The following is a 15,611-nucleotide window of genomic DNA, read 5'->3' as shown; positions in this document are numbered from 1 at the left end:
AACATCATAAACTCCTCAATCTTCTTTTTTTTATGTGTATCCCATGAGTAAATATCAAACCAAATCGTAAAGCCCCCGGCCTCTTTTTTTCGTATATATTGAAGGAGCCAAGTTTATATCAAATTAACAACACATTTAATACGTATCTAATAGGGACTTTATAGGGACCTCATAGGGACCTCATTCGGATGAAGCCCTATAATCTACCTATTAAGTCCCTTTTATTTCAGGTTTTATTTCCTTTTAATTACAAATTTGACATTCACCTTTCTTCCACCAATGTGGTAAAATTCTCATGGTCTGTAGGAGATAAAACGCCTCAGATTTAATATTGTAATAGTTACACTATCCTAAGTATTTAGTATATTTGGTTTTGACCCAAAAATCCATGATTAAAGCGATCTTTTTTGACATCGATGGAACTTTGCTAAGTTTCAAAACACATCAGGTTCCCGAATCTACTCAACAGGCATTTCAATTATTAAAAGAAAAAAACATCAAGGTATTTGTTTCAACAGGACGATCCTACAATCAGCTGGGACATATTCGTTACCTCGATTTTGATGGATATATCACCTTCAATGGCGGGTATTGCGTCACAAAGGAACAGGAAGTCATTTATAAAAATAACATCCCTCAAAAAGACATTCGCTCCTTATTGGATTATGCTAAAAAGCGTGAGGACCTGACTTTTTCATTTATGTCCGAAAAGGAAATTTCCTTAAACCAGGTTACACCTGAGGTACAACGAATGTACGAACAGGTCAATGTGCCGACACCACCTATTCGGGATTACGAAAAGGATTTTGATCTGGACTCCGTTATGCAGGTCAATGTTTTCATCAATCCTGAAGAAGAAGCTGAATTCATGGAAAATGTGATGCCAAATTCAGTTGCTTCGAGATGGACGCCCATTTTTGCGGATGTAAATCCGATGGGGCAAAGCAAAAAAATTGGAATAGATGTTTTTTTAGATCATTTCAACTTTACCTTGGAAGAAACTATGTCATTTGGCGATGGCGGAAATGATATTACCTTGCTAGCGCACACCCACATTGGAATTGCTATGGGTAATGCAAATCCCGAGGTAAAGGAAATTGCAGATTATATAACAGACAGTGTTGATGAAAATGGTATCTGGAATGCATTAAAACACTTCAATATCATCTAAAGTTGGATAGTTAAAGTTATTCGAGAAGTATTGCTGTTGCTATTCATCAGCAAATTATGTTTTTCCGGAAAAAGATAGTCCAATCGCTGTCTAAAATCACGTATCAGTGTACTGCTAAATTGACTTTCCAGATAATGGTTCACACGATAGCTAACTTCAAGCATAATCAACTTGGATGAGCCCGATAATCGGATCCGTACAGGATGAGAAGACATCGTATTATAACCATTCTCAACAGCATGCTGTACCACAGGAAAAAGAATGAGCGGCGGCAACATCATCTCCTCCTGAGACTGAAGCTTATTTTCCCATTTGACTGTAAAACCTGCTGGAAGAAAACGTTCAGCCAATTGCAAATATTGGTTCAACAAGCTAAGCTCCACCTGCATCGACTCCAATCGGTCAACATGAAGCTTAAGCAACTGCTCTTGGAAAGCAAAAAAGTCGGCTGGATCTATTTTGTTACTTTGTATTAGGTGATCGATCAAAAAACTGTCCAGCTGACTGTTCCTAAAAGACAACCTATCTGCCAGTGCCAAAAGCGCTTCATTTCTTACACTCTTTTTACCCAAAAAACGATTGATTATACTTGACATTTCTTAAATTGCTGTAGATTAGAAACACAAAAATAAGGAAACATTATGTCAAATATTGCAATAGTTATTGAAGAAAGAGCCGCTGACATAGGCAATTTCTTAGTTGGGCGACTTCTTCCTTTCAGGCAGAAACGTATGGTCGGCCCTTTTATCTTCATTGACCACATGGGACCTGATAACATTGCCGAACCGCACTTTATGGATATTGCACCACATCCGCATATCGGGTTATCCACATTGACTTATCTATTCGAAGGTAGCATTATGCACCGGGACAGCTTAGGAAATGCCGTTGAGATCAAACCTGGAGCAGTCAATTGGATGACGGCAGGTAAGGGTGTCACACACTCCGAAAGAACCCCGGAACAACTGCGATCGACGCCGCACGACCTCCATGGACTGCAGATTTGGGTGGCCCTACCAAAAGAACTCGAAAAAATGGAGCCTAATTTTGTTCACATAGAAGAACCGCAACTTCCACATTGGACCGAAGATGGCGTATCCTATCGCTTAATTGCAGGAGAAATTAAAGATCACCGTTCCGAGGTCCCCGTATACAGCCCATTATACCTTATTGAAATCAAAGCGGAAAAAGATGCAACTATTAAACTAGGTGATCATCTATATGGCGAAAGTGGATTATATATCCTGCATGGGACTGTTCATGCGGAAGGTCAGGAATTCGGTCCAAAGCAGATTTTAGTTGCCAAAGATGCGAAACTATGTGAATTCAAAATGGAGGCTGGAACCTCGGTCTACATTTTTGGTGGCGAACCTTTTCCTGAACAACGCTATATCGACTGGAACTTCGTCGCTTCGGACATTGAAACATTAAAAATAGCGCGCGAAAAATGGGAAAAACATGAATTTCCAAAAGTTCCTGGAGATGACGGCTATATTCCAATCCCGCCAGTAAATCCAACTTTAGGGCAGAAAAAAGCTTAGCAGCACTATTTCTTCATTTAAACTTGGCAATCGCAAACGTATCTGCCGTACGGGATTACAATTGGAAGGACAAAACAGACGAAAACAAAAAGGCTGGAAATTGTGGACAATTTCCAGCCTTTTTATTGAATAAATCTTAAAGTCAACTGTTGCAAAGAAGTACTAATGGGCTATCCCGCTCACACCACCGGAAACAACCAATTTCATGGCATCTGTTGGCGACATATCTAATTTTTTCACCTTGTCTGCACTGATAATGACAACCTGTCCCGCAAAAGAATATGAATATGGAAAATACACCATAACCTCTTCTTCAAGCCCAATGCTTTTTAAATCATGTTGCGTTAAGAAACCTATCTTCTTCAGACCAAACTCATTCACCGTTACCAAGACAGGTTCATTAAATTTCTTTGCATCACCAACAAAGGCCTCTGTAAAATCTTTAATCGAAGAATATAATGTATTTAAAAGTGGAATCCGCTGGATCTGATGATTAATCCACACTTTAATTGGATCTGTAACAAAATTTGTAAAAATAAGCCCTGCCAAAACCAACACCAAAATAACGGTCAGAATACCTATTCCCGGAATATACAAGGGATGCCCTCTATCATCTTCCAAAAAATGTTCAGTTAGATTCAATGCCGAATCAACTGATGCAACAATCCAAACTATTAAAAAAATAGCACCAGCTAGAGGAACCACCACCAGGATACCTCTTATCAAATAATTAATAAAGCCTCTAATTAATTTGCTAAACATGAATTGAAAATCAAATATTATTCAAAAATGCAGAATATCCTTTATTATTCATAAAAATATACTCTTTTTACGCGTTGGGAAATACTGGTCAGCAGTTCATAAGGGATCGTTCCTATAGCCTTCGCTGCTGACTTTATATCAGGGTACACGATAACTTCATCTTCCTCTCCAACTTCCACATCCGTTACATCCAGCATACACATATCCATACAGATATCACCAATAGTAGGGACTAAAAAACCGTTAACCAACATTTTACCGACACCATTACCAAAACGCCTATCGTAACCGTCCGCATAACCAATTTTAATCGTGGCGATCTTACTATCTCTATACAGAACACCGTGCCTATTATAACCTACGGTCTCACTTGCCGGGAGGTATTTAATTTGCGTCACATTAGTTTTCAAGGTACTCGCCTCCCTAATGGGTAAATCATGCCGCTCAATATCGATACCATAGAGACCGATCCCCAATCGTACCATATCAAAATACGCATTCGGCCACAGTTCAATACCCGAGGTTGCTGCAATATGACGTAGAAAGGAATATCCTAGACCACTTTCTAGACGTTTCGTAAAGTCATCCAGCAGATCAATTTGTCGCTGTGTAAATTCCCGGTCCTTTTCATTTCCTGCAGACGCTAAATGGGAAAAGGCAGATTTAACCTCTAAAACCGCTTCCGTACGCAACACAGCTATTAAACGATTGACCTCGTCAGGCATAAAACCCAACCGATGCATGCCAGTATCTATCTTAATATGAATCGGAAAGGAAGTTATCTGTTTCGTTTTCAGAAAATTCAAGAAGGAAAACAATATTCTAAAGCTATAAATCTCCGGTTCAAGGTTGTACTGAACGATGGACTCAAAAGAACTTTCATCCGGACTCATTACCACAATAGGCAATGTGATTCCTGCACCGCGCAAATCCACCCCCTCATCCGCAAAAGCGACCGTCAGATAATCCACCCGATTGAATTGCAAAAGATTTGCAATCTCGAAACTTCCACTACCGTAAGAGAAAGCTTTGACCATCGTCATCAGCTTCACCTGTTTTGGCAGCAATTGTCGATAAACGTTCAAATTATTCTCGAGTGCATTCAAATTGATTTCAAGCACTGTATCATGTGATTTTGCGACCAAAAGCTGACTGATACGTTCAAAATGAAACTCCCGTCCTCCTTTCAGTAATACCGTCGCATTTTCAAAAGAAAGCGACCTTATATCGGCCAAAAAAGCAGCAGTATCGCTATATGAAATGGAAGGCACATCAAATTGTGCAGCCAATTTAGGCAACACTTCACCTATCAATATCAATTTATCCAAACGATACTCACTAAGCAAACGTCTCAGCTTGGACAAGCTTTTTTCATCTTCGATAGTAACACCGGGAATATCCGATAATATCAACATCTTGAACGGATGCTGGCCCTGTTGATTTAAAAACTCCAGGGCTATTTGTAGTGCATCCAGATCATTACTATACGAGTCATCGATAATGGAGCTATTCTTTTTTCCTTTTTTTAACTCAAGACGCATCGCCACAGGCTGCAATTCTTTAATCCTTGATGCGATCACTTCATTTTCATAACCAAAACGTAGCATCACCGCTACACAATTTATGGCATTCTCAACATTTCCTTTATCCACAAACGGTACTTCAACAGCAAAGGTGCGCCCGGTATAATAGAAGGTTACCATAGTAAATCGGTCGTTGACCTGTTTGATGGAATACACCTCCAAAGAAAGCCCCTCATCAAGCCCCCAGGAAAATTTTCGTGGCCGATAAGGCAATTGAACATTTTCTAGGTAAGTATTCGGAAAAATCATGGTTTCAACATGTTTAAACAACTCGAGCTTTTCATAAATCTTTTCCTCCTTCGATTTAAAACCGGCTTTATGTGCCACACCAATGTTGGTCAATAGTCCTATGGTTGGTTTTATCATCTGCTCAAGGCGCTGCATTTCTCCTTTCTCTGAAATTCCTGCTTCGATCAGCGCAAGATTATACTGATCGGATAGTCCCCATAACGAAAGTGCCACACCGAGCTGAGAGTTATAACTCTTGGGACTTCTATAGATCTTATATTCAGGAGACATCAGCTGAAAAAGCCATTCTTTCACTATCGTTTTACCATTGCTACCAGTGATTCCAATGACCGGGTAATCGAATTTCTGCCGATGAAAAGTTGCCAGTTCCTGCATAGCGACCAAGCTATCCGCTACCCAAAGAATGTTAGCCTCCAAAAACTCCATTTCCTGTGCACTATCGATTTGAAGCACAAAATTACGAACTCCCTTATCATAAGCTTCTCTAATATAACGGTGGCCATCTCTATTCTTCTGAAGTGCAAAAAAAATCCCGTTGTCCGCTTGGACAATTTTACGGCTGTCGTAAAATAAATGCTGGACAAAAGAATTGGGATCCGTGATAAATGTGCGATTGGGATGTAAAATCTGGGCGATTTCCGATATTTTGTACATTCTCCTGATATTTTTGATTGTGTCAAAACTGAACATTTTTTTAGTTATTTCATATTATTTTTGAAATTTTGACAATATGTTTGACGAGGAAAAAAGAAATAAGAAGATATTAACGCAGCATCAGGCACAGTTGAAAGCGGAAAGCTATTGCGTCTATCAAGAACGCGCACAGCAAGAAGTACGCGATAAGCTCTACAGCTGGGGACTACACGAAGTAGAAGTCGAAAATATTTTGGCCAATTTGATCGCCGATAATTTTTTAAATGAAGAACGCTTTGCTATTGCCTACTGTAACGGAAAGCTCCGCATGAAAGGCTGGGGCAAAGTAAAAATCAAGCAGGCACTCAAGGCAAAACGGGTATCCGAGCAATTGATAAAAATTGCATTTAAGCAAATCGATCTCGATGAATATGAACAAATCTTAAATCACATCATTGACAAAAAACTCCGTGAAATTAGTGGCAAGGACCGCTATGCAGTTAAAAACAAAGTTTATCAGTTTGCACTATCTCGCGGATTTGAGAGTGATTTAATTTTTTCTATACTGAATTCAAAGGAGTTATAAAAAACACAGAAAGAAAGTAAATAAATATTTTGCAATATTGAATATTCGCTCTATATTTGCATCACCAAAAAGGAACGCAAGGTTCTTTTGAAAATTGAAATAAAATTCCAATGCGAAAATAGCTCAGCTGGTAGAGCACAACCTTGCCAAGGTTGGGGTCGCGAGTTCGAATCTCGTTTTTCGCTCACCTGCCTAGGTGGTGGAACTGGTAGACACGCAGGACTTAAAATCCTGTTCCCGTTAAGGGAGTGCGGGTTCGATTCCCGCCCTAGGTACAAGAAAGCTCATCTAACGATGGGCTTTTCTTGTTTATATGCGTCTGTAACCTAGAATAACCCTATCAAATTCACTCCCCCCTTCAATCTTTTATAAATTTGCTCGCGAAGCTCATCAGTCGATGGACATTTTTATTTTATCGCCATAAAAATAAGAGAAAGCCATAGGCCAAACTTAACAGTATAAGTTTCAACATGCCTATTTTATAGTTGAATAAAAGAAAAAGTGAAAATAGCACCCATACCAAAGCCATCGGCTCAATGGCATACCAAGAACTAACCCCACCTGGAAATAGAATTCCTAGCCCTAAATAACAGGCTAAATTAACGATTACACCAACGACCGATGCTGTTACTAAAGACAGAATAAATTGTATACATGCATTTTTTTGGGTCCGTTCGATCAGTGGTGCCCCAACAAAAATCAGGGCAAAGTTTGGCAAAAAGGTAAAATATGCTGTAGCGACCAAACCTAGTGCTGCCATAGAATAGGACTGATGGAAATGATTGAAGCCGGCCATGAAACCAACATAGGCCAAAACGACCACTAAAGGCCCCGGGGTTGTCTCTGCAAGCGCAAATCCATCTATCATCTGGCTCTTGGAAAGCCAAAACAATTTCTCTGTCACAAGGGCCGCAACATAAGGAATGACTGTATAAGAACCTCCAATAGTCAAATAAGCAGACTTTGTAAACAAAAAGGAAAGTGTCTTCCAAAATTCCGTATCGATAGTAAAAAACAGTAAAATGGACAGCGGAATCAACCATAGTAAGAAAAACAGCAGAACCTGAAGAGAAATACGACGGTAAGATATAGGGGGTAGTTTTTCGAGCGTATTGATATAATAAACTGATTCGAGCTGCTTATCTTCCTTTTCATGATGGGCATTTATTTTGGAAGTTTTTGACAAGATTGCATAGCATAGTGCACCGAAAGCGATCACGCCCACAATAATCCAGGGCATTGGAACCCCAGCAAAATACGAGAGCAGAAAGGCAGCCAATGCGACCAAATAATGCCATATGCTGACAAGAGATTTCTGCCCCACTCGAAAGGTTGCAAATATAATGATCGCTAGAACGGCAGGTTTTAAAACCGAAAATAAAGCAATAAGCAATGCGGAGTTACCATAGTGCGCATATAGTGCACTGAGTCCAAATATAATGAGAAGTGAAGGAACAATAAAAAATAGTCCGGCCAACACACCTCCTTTTAAGCCGTGCAACTTCCATCCTAAATAGATCGTCAATTGATGCGCCTCAGGTCCTGGCAACAACATACAGGCATTGAGTGCCTGAAAAAACTTCCTGTTGCTTACCCATCTTTTCTTTTCGACCAAAAAATCGTGCATAATGGTCACATGACCAGTTGTTCCACCAAAACTTATCCAACCTAACACAAACCAAAACCAGATGGCTTCCCGAAAAATTGGCTTTTGTTTATGATCTTCTTCTTCTAAATTCATCTTTTTCAACGCTATTTCCCCTAGACTCGTACCTTATCGAAAACAATCTCCACAGCGCGAGCCTCCTACCGATATCTCCTATTTAAAATATCTCGTTTGGGGAGACGGTATACAACGATTTAAAACCGCGATATAACTGCATAAAAAAAGCGGGATATCTTAAATACCACGCTTTTTTATATTAAGAATTGGTCTGATAAACTATTTTTTATCTAAAATAGTAACTTCCACTCTTCTATTTTTTTGGCGTCCTTCCGGAGTTTTATTATCGCCAACTGGATTTGACTGACCGAAACCTTTTGCCGTGATGCGTGATTCAGCAACACCTGAATCTACTAAGAACTTCTTAACAGACGCTGCTCTTTTATCGGAAAGCCACTGATTATACTCAACAGTACCCGTAGCATCAGTATACCCATCAACTTTGATCTTATTATTACTTTCTTTCAAGATCAACGCTAATTTACTAACTTCAGTTTTTGCCTTCTCAGATAGATAAGAAGAGTTTGTTGGAAACAATAAGTCAGAAGATATACTAAACTTAATCCCTTCATCAGTTCTTTTCGCATCATTAAAATCCTTCTTCACATTTTTCAAACCATCATCAGTTCCATCTTTTGTTACAACAGCACCCGGATTGACTACAATAGCTTGTTGTTTACAGGAAAATAAGGATAAACTTGCACATAAGGTTAAAATCCCCAAATTAATTTTTCTAAGCATGTCGTTTCTAACGTATTTAATATCGATTTAAGCAAGTAAATATAGCGAAAAAAGTCCAATATGACATCCCTTCTACGCCATAACTAACGTAACAAATCTATTTCTTGGTATATACTTTTTCTAAAGTCTTTTTTACCTCAGGAATATTCTCATACAATTTCCAGATCATGCCTGAATTTGCATTCTCGATCATTACGGCAATCGTTGCCTGATTCCTCGCACGATAGCTTTCAGAAACATCGTTGTTTTTAATATCAATCCAGCTTCTGAAACCATATTGCGTAAATAACACATCGGCGTATTCTTCGTAAAACTTACGCAATGCTTTTAGACCTATCTCCTTTTCAAATGGGTACGCTGCAATAGCTACCGCAGGATTCACCAAATATCCCTGATACGTGTCTTCCACATTTTCCACGCCCCAAATATCTGTAAATCGTGTCCCTATGCTCATTTCATTATCTCTACGTTTGTAGGCCAAAATATAATTCGACAAATATTTCTTGTAATCGACAAAGTCATCCACTTTTCCTTTCGGATCCATAATCAAAAAGGGACGATAAACGGACATCAACGATTCATTTAAACTACCGCCGGCAATATTCTTGGCGAAAATAACTTTATCGTCGGAGTAGATCGAAACACCGGCATTTCCAGCATCGCCAATTAAAGGGTTTGCACTTATTGAACGCGCTAAAGAATCATCTAATTTCATTTTGAGTTCAGGAGCCAAATCATTGGTGTCATCCCCAAAATACAATTCGTGACCTTTATGTTTGGTTGCAAATCCATTGATATAAGCTGAAATCGCTAAAGGATGGGTAGGTGAAGACATCGCCAGCAAGTAGGTCCCCAGACTCTCGTTAAATCCCCCCAAAGGCCTCGATCTAGCTGTACTGTCTACTGGAGACCACTTATTCCAAAGTACATCAGGATGCTGTGCATCCGTAAAATAGTTCCAGTTTATGCGCTCCCAGAGCTTCGTAATAGTATTCCTCAAGGCCTGTTCCTCAGGATCCTCTTTAGAAAAATATTGTCGGGCGATCAAAAGCGATTCCATAATATGGGAGGTACCGCGCAAATCGTACGTTGGAACTGAATCGCGATAATAAGGTACCCCTGAGCGGCCATCGTAAAGCGCTGTAAAGACCCCTTGATGTTGTTGTGCACTGCTCAAAAATTTCACAATCCGTGTTAACCTGACCAAAAGAGCTTGTCGCGAGATCAAATTGTTCTCTCCTGCCACAAGCAAACCCAAGATCGCATAGCCGGTTTCATTTGTTGATACAATAGCTTGTCTATTACCTCGGTCAGGTAGAAACATACCACTATTCACATCATAGTTGTCTATAAAATAATTCACATGAGCATTTCGGATAAAATTCAACATCTCTTTATCCGTCCCCTTTTTTGTTTGTACCTCCCTAACCTCAGAAAATGGAGATTCAACATAATTATAATCTACCCAAGCGATTTTGTAATAATAAGATTTATTATATTCATTAACCCTATCCAGCGACTTCTGTACATAGATGGGTAAAATTGCTATCGGCTGAAAATTGAGTTTATCTTCCGAACGGTAGATTTTCACATAGCGGATACTTGGTGTCAGCGGCAATTGCCAAACCAGCTCAACTTGTTTATCTACGGAACTGATCTTCGATAAGATAGCTGCTGATGAAAGTCTTACCTTTGGATAGTTTTTGGGCAAAAACTCAATTTGATCGATAAATAATTGATTTGTCTGCAGGGCAGTTCCGTTTTGTTCCAGAATTAAAGCCGAAACAGACTTCCCTAGTGAAATTCCTCCAAATTTATTGACTGGAATGGACACATTAAGCCAGGTATCATAAGCAAAATCATCGATATAATTTGCGATATCCACAGCATTTGTCTTCGTGTCGTTTTGTTGTAAGGTAACTTTTGGCAATTGTCCCTTTTCAGTATTGCTTTGAATAAAGAGCTTAAAAGTTAGATGATCATCCTTGGCAATTAAATAGGGAAATTTCTGTTTGTCGTTTAAAATACTTGCCTCCCACTTACCATTAGGAGAAGAAACGTACCGCAAAGAAAGCGAATTGCCTGGCGTAAAAAACAAACTATCGGAAACCGGAAGGCTATAGCTCACATTTTGGATCCATGATTCACCGGTATAATGAGCGATACTCTTAGCATAACTCCCGTTGATTACACTATTGTCAAATAAAACCTCAGGATAACTTTCTGACCGAACAAGTGTAGGTAAGATCAGTAATAAAAGAAAGTAAAAATATTTTTTCAGCATAAGTCAACATTTTTCACAGGCCTACAATCAAAAACTAAGCCACCAGTACGATTATAACGCAAATGTAACAAAGGAATTCCAATGATATTATCCTCCCTAATTTTAATTTCAGAAAAAATGCGCTAAATTAGCCCTCTGAATATTTTCATAAAATAGATATATGAAAACCACGTTTGATTTTGAAAAGCCAATTGCAGACTTGCAATTGCAAATTGAAAAGGTAACTCAAGTTGCCGAAAAAACTCAAGTTGACATGAGCGCAACCGTTCGTGAGCTTGAAGAAAAGCTTGCTTCTACTGAAAAAGAAATATACGGCAATTTAACAGGCTGGCAGAACGTTCAAATGTCGCGCCATCCGGATCGCCCTCAGACTTATGATTATATAGAAGCTATCTGCGACGAATTTATCGAGTTGCATGGTGATAGAACCGTTAAGGATGATAAAGCGATCGTCGGTGGTATGGCTTCTATTGATGGTAATGCCGTTATGATCATCGGTCATCAAAAAGGTAAAAACACCAAAGAGCGTCAATATCACAATTTTGGAATGGCCAATCCTGAAGGCTACCGAAAGGCATTACGTTTAATGAAAATGGCGGAAAAGTTCAATAAACCTGTGATCACTCTAATTGATACGATGGGTGCTTATCCAGGACTTGAAGCTGAGGAACGCGGACAGGGTGAAGCGATTGCGCGCAACCTCATGGAAATGGCTGTCTTGAAAGTTCCGATCATCTGCGTTGTTATTGGTGAAGGAGCTTCAGGTGGAGCTTTGGGTATTGGTGTTGGAAATAGAGTTTACATGATGGAACATACCTGGTATTCGGTCATATCACCTGAATCTTGTTCTTCCATCCTATGGAGAAGCTGGGATCACAAAGAAAAAGCCGCTGAGGCATTAAAATTGACTTCAGAAGACATGTTGGGCAACGGATTGATTGATGGTATTATCCCTGAACCGCTAGGTGGTGCTCACCAGGATCCTGCGGCAGCAGCGGCTAATCTAAAAAGCCAGTTGCTGAAAGATCTTGCCGAATTGGCGGCTAAAGATAGCGATACATTAGTTACTGAAAGAATTGATAAGTTTAGCAAAATGGGTGTGGTAACTGAATAATGTTATCCATACAACCCCTACAGCATAAAAAAAGTCAGCAATTAGCTGACTTTTTTTATGACCATTCTAGCTTAAAAATACGCTTCCTTGCTCCAAAAAACCTCCGCTATACTAATCCTTCTTATCCCCAAGTGTTTTAAAAGGCCTTTTAAACAAAAAATAATTCAGTAATTTTTAAATAGTTACAATTTTTATCAACAAAAAAGATAAAAAAATTTTGCACAAATAACTTATTTTTCTACCTTTGCATCACTTTCAAAAACAGAAAGGATTCCGTAGCTCAGCTGGTAGAGCAATACACTTTTAATGTATGGGTCCTGGGTTCGAATCCCAGCGGGATCACAGAAAGAAAAGCTAATCGTAAAATTAGCTTTTTTTGTTTAGGAATATCAGGATTTGAAGGAAGTGTCGGTAGGGTTTGATCCAAGGAGGCACAAGGATGGACCAGTCATAACACACAAGCTTGTTCTGTGAAATATTATTCCGGAAGCAATATGACTTCCAAAAATTTCACCATTTCTGCTCCCGCTATAGTATGGACACGTAATTCAATCACTTGCTTGCCCTTTGGCAATGTCACCGTACCCAATTCAAGCTGATGTTCACGCAAACCAACGGAAGAAGACGGATCTATCGTAAAATCAATATTCTTCCCCCCTAAATTCAAGCCCAGGTTCCCTCCTGTACCTACAACATCTTTCACATACCGTATAGCCACCTTGAAGCGTCCGCCATTTAACACATGGGTATCCCATCTTAACCCTTGACTTAACCTAGTCCAACCCGTCACATAATAGCGATTCTTTTTACCGTCCCCAAACTTCATCGGATTCCCGATCTGTTTTGCATAAAAGGTCAGTAGCCGATTTTTATTGACATGATGATCCACATACATTAAAGTAGGATTTATTGGATTAGCTATGCTATCCTTCAATTGCACCACTACGACCAGGTCATCATCCTCAGAAGCAATTTGATCTATAGGAATATGCAGTCCACCTTTGTCGGACCTATATTTTCCGATAGTTTCTCCCGACAATAACGAAACCGAATTAACCTGAGCAATCAATCCGCCGACAATCAGATCATTCCGTTGAGGGCGCTCAAACACGTGTAAATACAGGGTATTTTTACGCTGAGTAATGACTCCCCAGGGCTGACGAGGTAAGCTAGATGGTGCAACATCAATGACACTTTCACTATTCCCCCGCATCCACCGACCTAATCCCTTTAAAATAGCGACATCAGCGCTGTCGATGCTTCCGTCGCCCTTGGGTCCAATATTCATTAGAATATTCCCACCCATGGCTTTAGCCTTGGCTAAGAGTTTGATAAAATGCGCTGCTGGTTTATGGCTCTTGTCAGTCGACGAATAACCGTAGGATTCATTGGTAGTTGGTATGGCCTCCCAATAAGCGCCAGAAGCAACTGGATAATATTCCTCAGGTCGATCTGCCGTATTCAGGTAATCGCCGTAATTCTTTTCCTCGGTACGTGCCAATCGACCATTGACAATAATATTCGGATCAGCTGTTCGAATAGCCTTTAAAATTCGCAGGTTTTCAGACAGCGGCAACTTATGCGGTGTGTCAAACCATAACAAATCCGGATGATAGCGCTGAATAAGTTCCTCAATCTGAGGAATCGCCTTTTGATCTACGTAATGCCGAGCCTTTGTCAACCATTCAGGATGTTTGTCAAACCAATTTGTGCCACCCAACAATTTATCCCCGCCGGGATTACGGTAATCCCAGTCATTACCGGGAGCATCCGGATGCTCCCAGTCAAAAGCATGCGAATAATAGAAGCCAAACAAGAGTCCATGTCTATGGCAGGCAGCTGCTAATTCCGCCAACGGGTCCCTTTTGAATGCCGTGCTTGACAATGAGTAGTCACTTGAAAATGCAGAAGGATACATCGCAAAGCCATCATGGTGCTTAGCCGTAATAATAAAATATTTCATCCCTGCATTTTTTGCCAACAATACCCATTCCTCCGCATTAAACTTTAGGGGATTAAATCGACGTGCTGAATCAAGATACTCACTACGTGGGATTTTCATCACACGCATCAGATGCTCCGCATAGCCCCCGCCCGCCTTCCCTTTCCAAATATTTCCATATTGGGAATAAACGCCCCAATGAACAAACATACCAAATGAGGCGGCCTTCCATTTCTCCAAGCGTTGTTCACGAGTTAATGCGGCACGTTTCCACCAACCGGTTTCTGCTTCAACAATCGCATTTTTATCACGTGTTGTCGCATCATTAAACATATTTGGAGCCTCATTGCCTTCATTTACATTTTTAGTCTGTGCGCTCGAAAAAAAAACGCCCGAAGAAACCATAAAAAGAAAAAAACACTTGATTTTAAACATAACGTTGGTTTTATGAAGACAGCAAATACCACCTGAAAGATTTCAGACGGATACCTTTTCTAAATTTATTGGATTATCGTTCCTTGCGACCTAATGGAAGGAATGCAGGATCAATTTTAACTATAGTCAAAAATACGCTAAAACTACATTTTACAAGTGTACAATTCGTTCCTTTTAGGGGAAATATTGATCCAGGTCCCCAAAATGAAAACCTATTCTTCAATAAGGTGTTTATATAGTCTATACATCTTAAAATAATAAACAGTGATTTGGACAATAGATTGGTCAATGGTCACGAAAAGATCTTTTTCAATATTTTTAATGTAATCAGATACAAGCTATCTGTATTTATTGAATATTTGTCTAAAACTTTAAATTAATATGGAAAAACTAACCGCCAAAGCCAGTATCCAAATTCAGAAACCGATCAACGAAGTTTTTGAGGCTATTGTAGATCCCAATAAAATGAATCATTATTTTATAAAATCTTCGACTGGACGTCTAGAGACAGATAAAACGGTAGAATGGACATTTCCAGAATTTCCCGACAGTTTTCCCGTGACAGGAAAAACCATCAGACCCAATTCATATATCTCTTTCGACTGGAGCGGGGGACTTCCCAATCAACTGGTAGAAATCGCACTATCCACATTCGGAGAAAACGCGACCGTCATAAAGATTACAGAACACGAGATGAACAACGATGCAGATGGAATTTTAATGATGATGCGACAAACAGAGGGTTGGGCCAACTTTTTAGCTTGCATGAAAGCGTATCTAGAATATGATATCAATCTGAGAACTGGGGCTTTCGATTTTATGTTCCAAAAATAGTTCTCTCTAAAAA

At 39.6% G+C, this 15,611-nt stretch carries 12 protein-coding genes and 3 tRNA genes; 8 read left to right on the top strand and 7 right to left on the bottom strand.

What is annotated here, in order from left to right; genetic code table 11:
* Positions 1–388: 388 nt before the first annotated feature.
* Positions 389–1,171, top strand: a complete 783-nt coding sequence (locus tag B3P16_RS11705; RefSeq protein ID WP_286843052.1) for a Cof-type HAD-IIB family hydrolase — start codon at positions 389–391, stop codon at positions 1,169–1,171.
* Here the strand turns inward: B3P16_RS11705 and B3P16_RS11700 are convergent.
* Positions 1,168–1,767 carry a hypothetical protein gene (locus B3P16_RS11700; protein WP_201638684.1) on the bottom strand — a complete coding sequence of 200 codons (600 nt, stop codon included), beginning with the start codon at positions 1,765–1,767 and terminating at the stop codon, positions 1,168–1,170. The two genes, B3P16_RS11705 and B3P16_RS11700, sit on opposite strands and share 4 nt — an antisense overlap.
* Before the next feature lie 45 nt (positions 1,768–1,812).
* Between B3P16_RS11700 and B3P16_RS11695 the strand changes: the two genes are divergently transcribed.
* Positions 1,813–2,712: a pirin family protein gene (locus B3P16_RS11695; protein WP_046671756.1), complete on the top strand. Its 900-nt coding sequence runs from the start codon at positions 1,813–1,815 to the stop codon at positions 2,710–2,712.
* 162 nt (positions 2,713–2,874) lie between these two features.
* Here the strand turns inward: B3P16_RS11695 and B3P16_RS11690 are convergent, their stop codons facing one another.
* Entirely contained in the window at positions 2,875–3,474 is a 600-nt protein-coding gene (locus tag B3P16_RS11690; RefSeq protein WP_046671757.1) for a DUF502 domain-containing protein, read from the bottom strand.
* 44 nt (positions 3,475–3,518) lie between these two features.
* Positions 3,519–5,960, bottom strand: a complete 2,442-nt coding sequence (locus B3P16_RS11685; protein WP_286753195.1) for a bifunctional UDP-N-acetylmuramoyl-tripeptide:D-alanyl-D-alanine ligase/alanine racemase — start codon at positions 5,958–5,960, stop codon at positions 3,519–3,521.
* A 76-nt stretch (positions 5,961–6,036) separates the two neighbouring features.
* On the opposite strand from B3P16_RS11685, the gene B3P16_RS11680 reads away from it, so the two are divergent.
* The 3 genes from B3P16_RS11680 (at position 6,037) to B3P16_RS11670 (ending at position 6,800) form a co-directional block, all read left to right on the top strand.
* A complete protein-coding gene (locus tag B3P16_RS11680) occupies positions 6,037–6,525 on the top strand; it encodes a regulatory protein RecX (protein ID WP_286753194.1) in 489 nt (162 codons plus the stop codon).
* 112 nt (positions 6,526–6,637) lie between these two features.
* Positions 6,638–6,710 (top strand) — tRNA-Gly (locus B3P16_RS11675).
* A gap of 5 nt (positions 6,711–6,715) precedes the next feature.
* A tRNA-Leu gene (locus B3P16_RS11670) sits at positions 6,716–6,800 on the top strand.
* A gap of 137 nt (positions 6,801–6,937) precedes the next feature.
* On the opposite strand, the gene chrA is transcribed toward B3P16_RS11670, so the two are convergent.
* From chrA to B3P16_RS11655, 3 genes are all read right to left on the bottom strand, one after another.
* On the bottom strand, positions 6,938–8,266 hold the full coding sequence (gene chrA / locus B3P16_RS11665) for a chromate efflux transporter (RefSeq protein ID WP_286753193.1): 1,329 nt from the start codon (positions 8,264–8,266) through the stop codon (positions 6,938–6,940).
* Between the two features lie 201 nt (positions 8,267–8,467).
* On the bottom strand, positions 8,468–8,989 hold the full coding sequence (locus B3P16_RS11660) for an OmpA family protein (RefSeq protein WP_046671760.1): 522 nt from the start codon (positions 8,987–8,989) through the stop codon (positions 8,468–8,470).
* Between the two features lie 97 nt (positions 8,990–9,086).
* Positions 9,087–11,273 carry a glucoamylase family protein gene (locus B3P16_RS11655; RefSeq protein ID WP_070566074.1) on the bottom strand — a complete coding sequence of 729 codons (2,187 nt, stop codon included), beginning with the start codon at positions 11,271–11,273 and terminating at the stop codon, positions 9,087–9,089.
* A gap of 160 nt (positions 11,274–11,433) precedes the next feature.
* Between B3P16_RS11655 and B3P16_RS11650 the strand changes: the two genes are divergently transcribed.
* Entirely contained in the window at positions 11,434–12,387 is a 954-nt protein-coding gene (locus B3P16_RS11650; RefSeq protein ID WP_286843048.1) for an acetyl-CoA carboxylase carboxyltransferase subunit alpha, read from the top strand.
* A gap of 269 nt (positions 12,388–12,656) precedes the next feature.
* Positions 12,657–12,729: transfer RNA gene (locus tag B3P16_RS11645), tRNA-Lys, on the top strand.
* Positions 12,730–12,865: 136 nt separating this feature from the next.
* Here the strand turns inward: B3P16_RS11645 and B3P16_RS11640 are convergent.
* A complete protein-coding gene (locus B3P16_RS11640; RefSeq protein ID WP_286753192.1) occupies positions 12,866–14,764 on the bottom strand; it encodes an alpha-L-fucosidase in 1,899 nt (632 codons plus the stop codon).
* A gap of 381 nt (positions 14,765–15,145) precedes the next feature.
* On the opposite strand from B3P16_RS11640, the gene B3P16_RS11635 reads away from it, so the two are divergent.
* A complete protein-coding gene (locus tag B3P16_RS11635) occupies positions 15,146–15,598 on the top strand; it encodes an SRPBCC domain-containing protein (RefSeq protein WP_286753191.1) in 453 nt (150 codons plus the stop codon).
* Positions 15,599–15,611: the final 13 nt, after the last annotated feature.

Origin of the sequence: Sphingobacterium sp. UBA7631 (assembly GCF_002483935.1) — a bacterium.
Lineage (GTDB): Bacteria > Bacteroidota > Bacteroidia > Sphingobacteriales > Sphingobacteriaceae > Sphingobacterium > Sphingobacterium multivorum.
The sequence above is the reverse complement of the archived record's forward strand: the minus strand, read 5'-3'. Positions and strand labels throughout refer to the sequence as shown.

Coding starts and splice junctions, on each gene's coding strand:
- B3P16_RS11655 (WP_070566074.1), bottom strand. CDS start 11,273: ATGCTGAAAAAATATTTTTACTTTCTTTTATTACTGATCTTACCTACA.
- B3P16_RS11685 (WP_286753195.1), bottom strand. CDS start 5,960: ATGTACAAAATATCGGAAATCGCCCAGATTTTACATCCCAATCGCACA.
- B3P16_RS11695 (WP_046671756.1), top strand. CDS start 1,813: ATGTCAAATATTGCAATAGTTATTGAAGAAAGAGCCGCTGACATAGGC.
- B3P16_RS11635 (WP_286753191.1), top strand. CDS start 15,146: ATGGAAAAACTAACCGCCAAAGCCAGTATCCAAATTCAGAAACCGATC.
- chrA (WP_286753193.1), bottom strand. CDS start 8,266: ATGAATTTAGAAGAAGAAGATCATAAACAAAAGCCAATTTTTCGGGAA.
- B3P16_RS11700 (WP_201638684.1), bottom strand. CDS start 1,767: ATGTCAAGTATAATCAATCGTTTTTTGGGTAAAAAGAGTGTAAGAAAT.
- B3P16_RS11705 (WP_286843052.1), top strand. CDS start 389: ATGATTAAAGCGATCTTTTTTGACATCGATGGAACTTTGCTAAGTTTC.
- B3P16_RS11640 (WP_286753192.1), bottom strand. CDS start 14,764: ATGTTTAAAATCAAGTGTTTTTTTCTTTTTATGGTTTCTTCGGGCGTT.
- B3P16_RS11660 (WP_046671760.1), bottom strand. CDS start 8,989: ATGCTTAGAAAAATTAATTTGGGGATTTTAACCTTATGTGCAAGTTTA.
- B3P16_RS11690 (WP_046671757.1), bottom strand. CDS start 3,474: ATGTTTAGCAAATTAATTAGAGGCTTTATTAATTATTTGATAAGAGGT.
- B3P16_RS11650 (WP_286843048.1), top strand. CDS start 11,434: ATGAAAACCACGTTTGATTTTGAAAAGCCAATTGCAGACTTGCAATTG.
- B3P16_RS11680 (WP_286753194.1), top strand. CDS start 6,037: ATGTTTGACGAGGAAAAAAGAAATAAGAAGATATTAACGCAGCATCAG.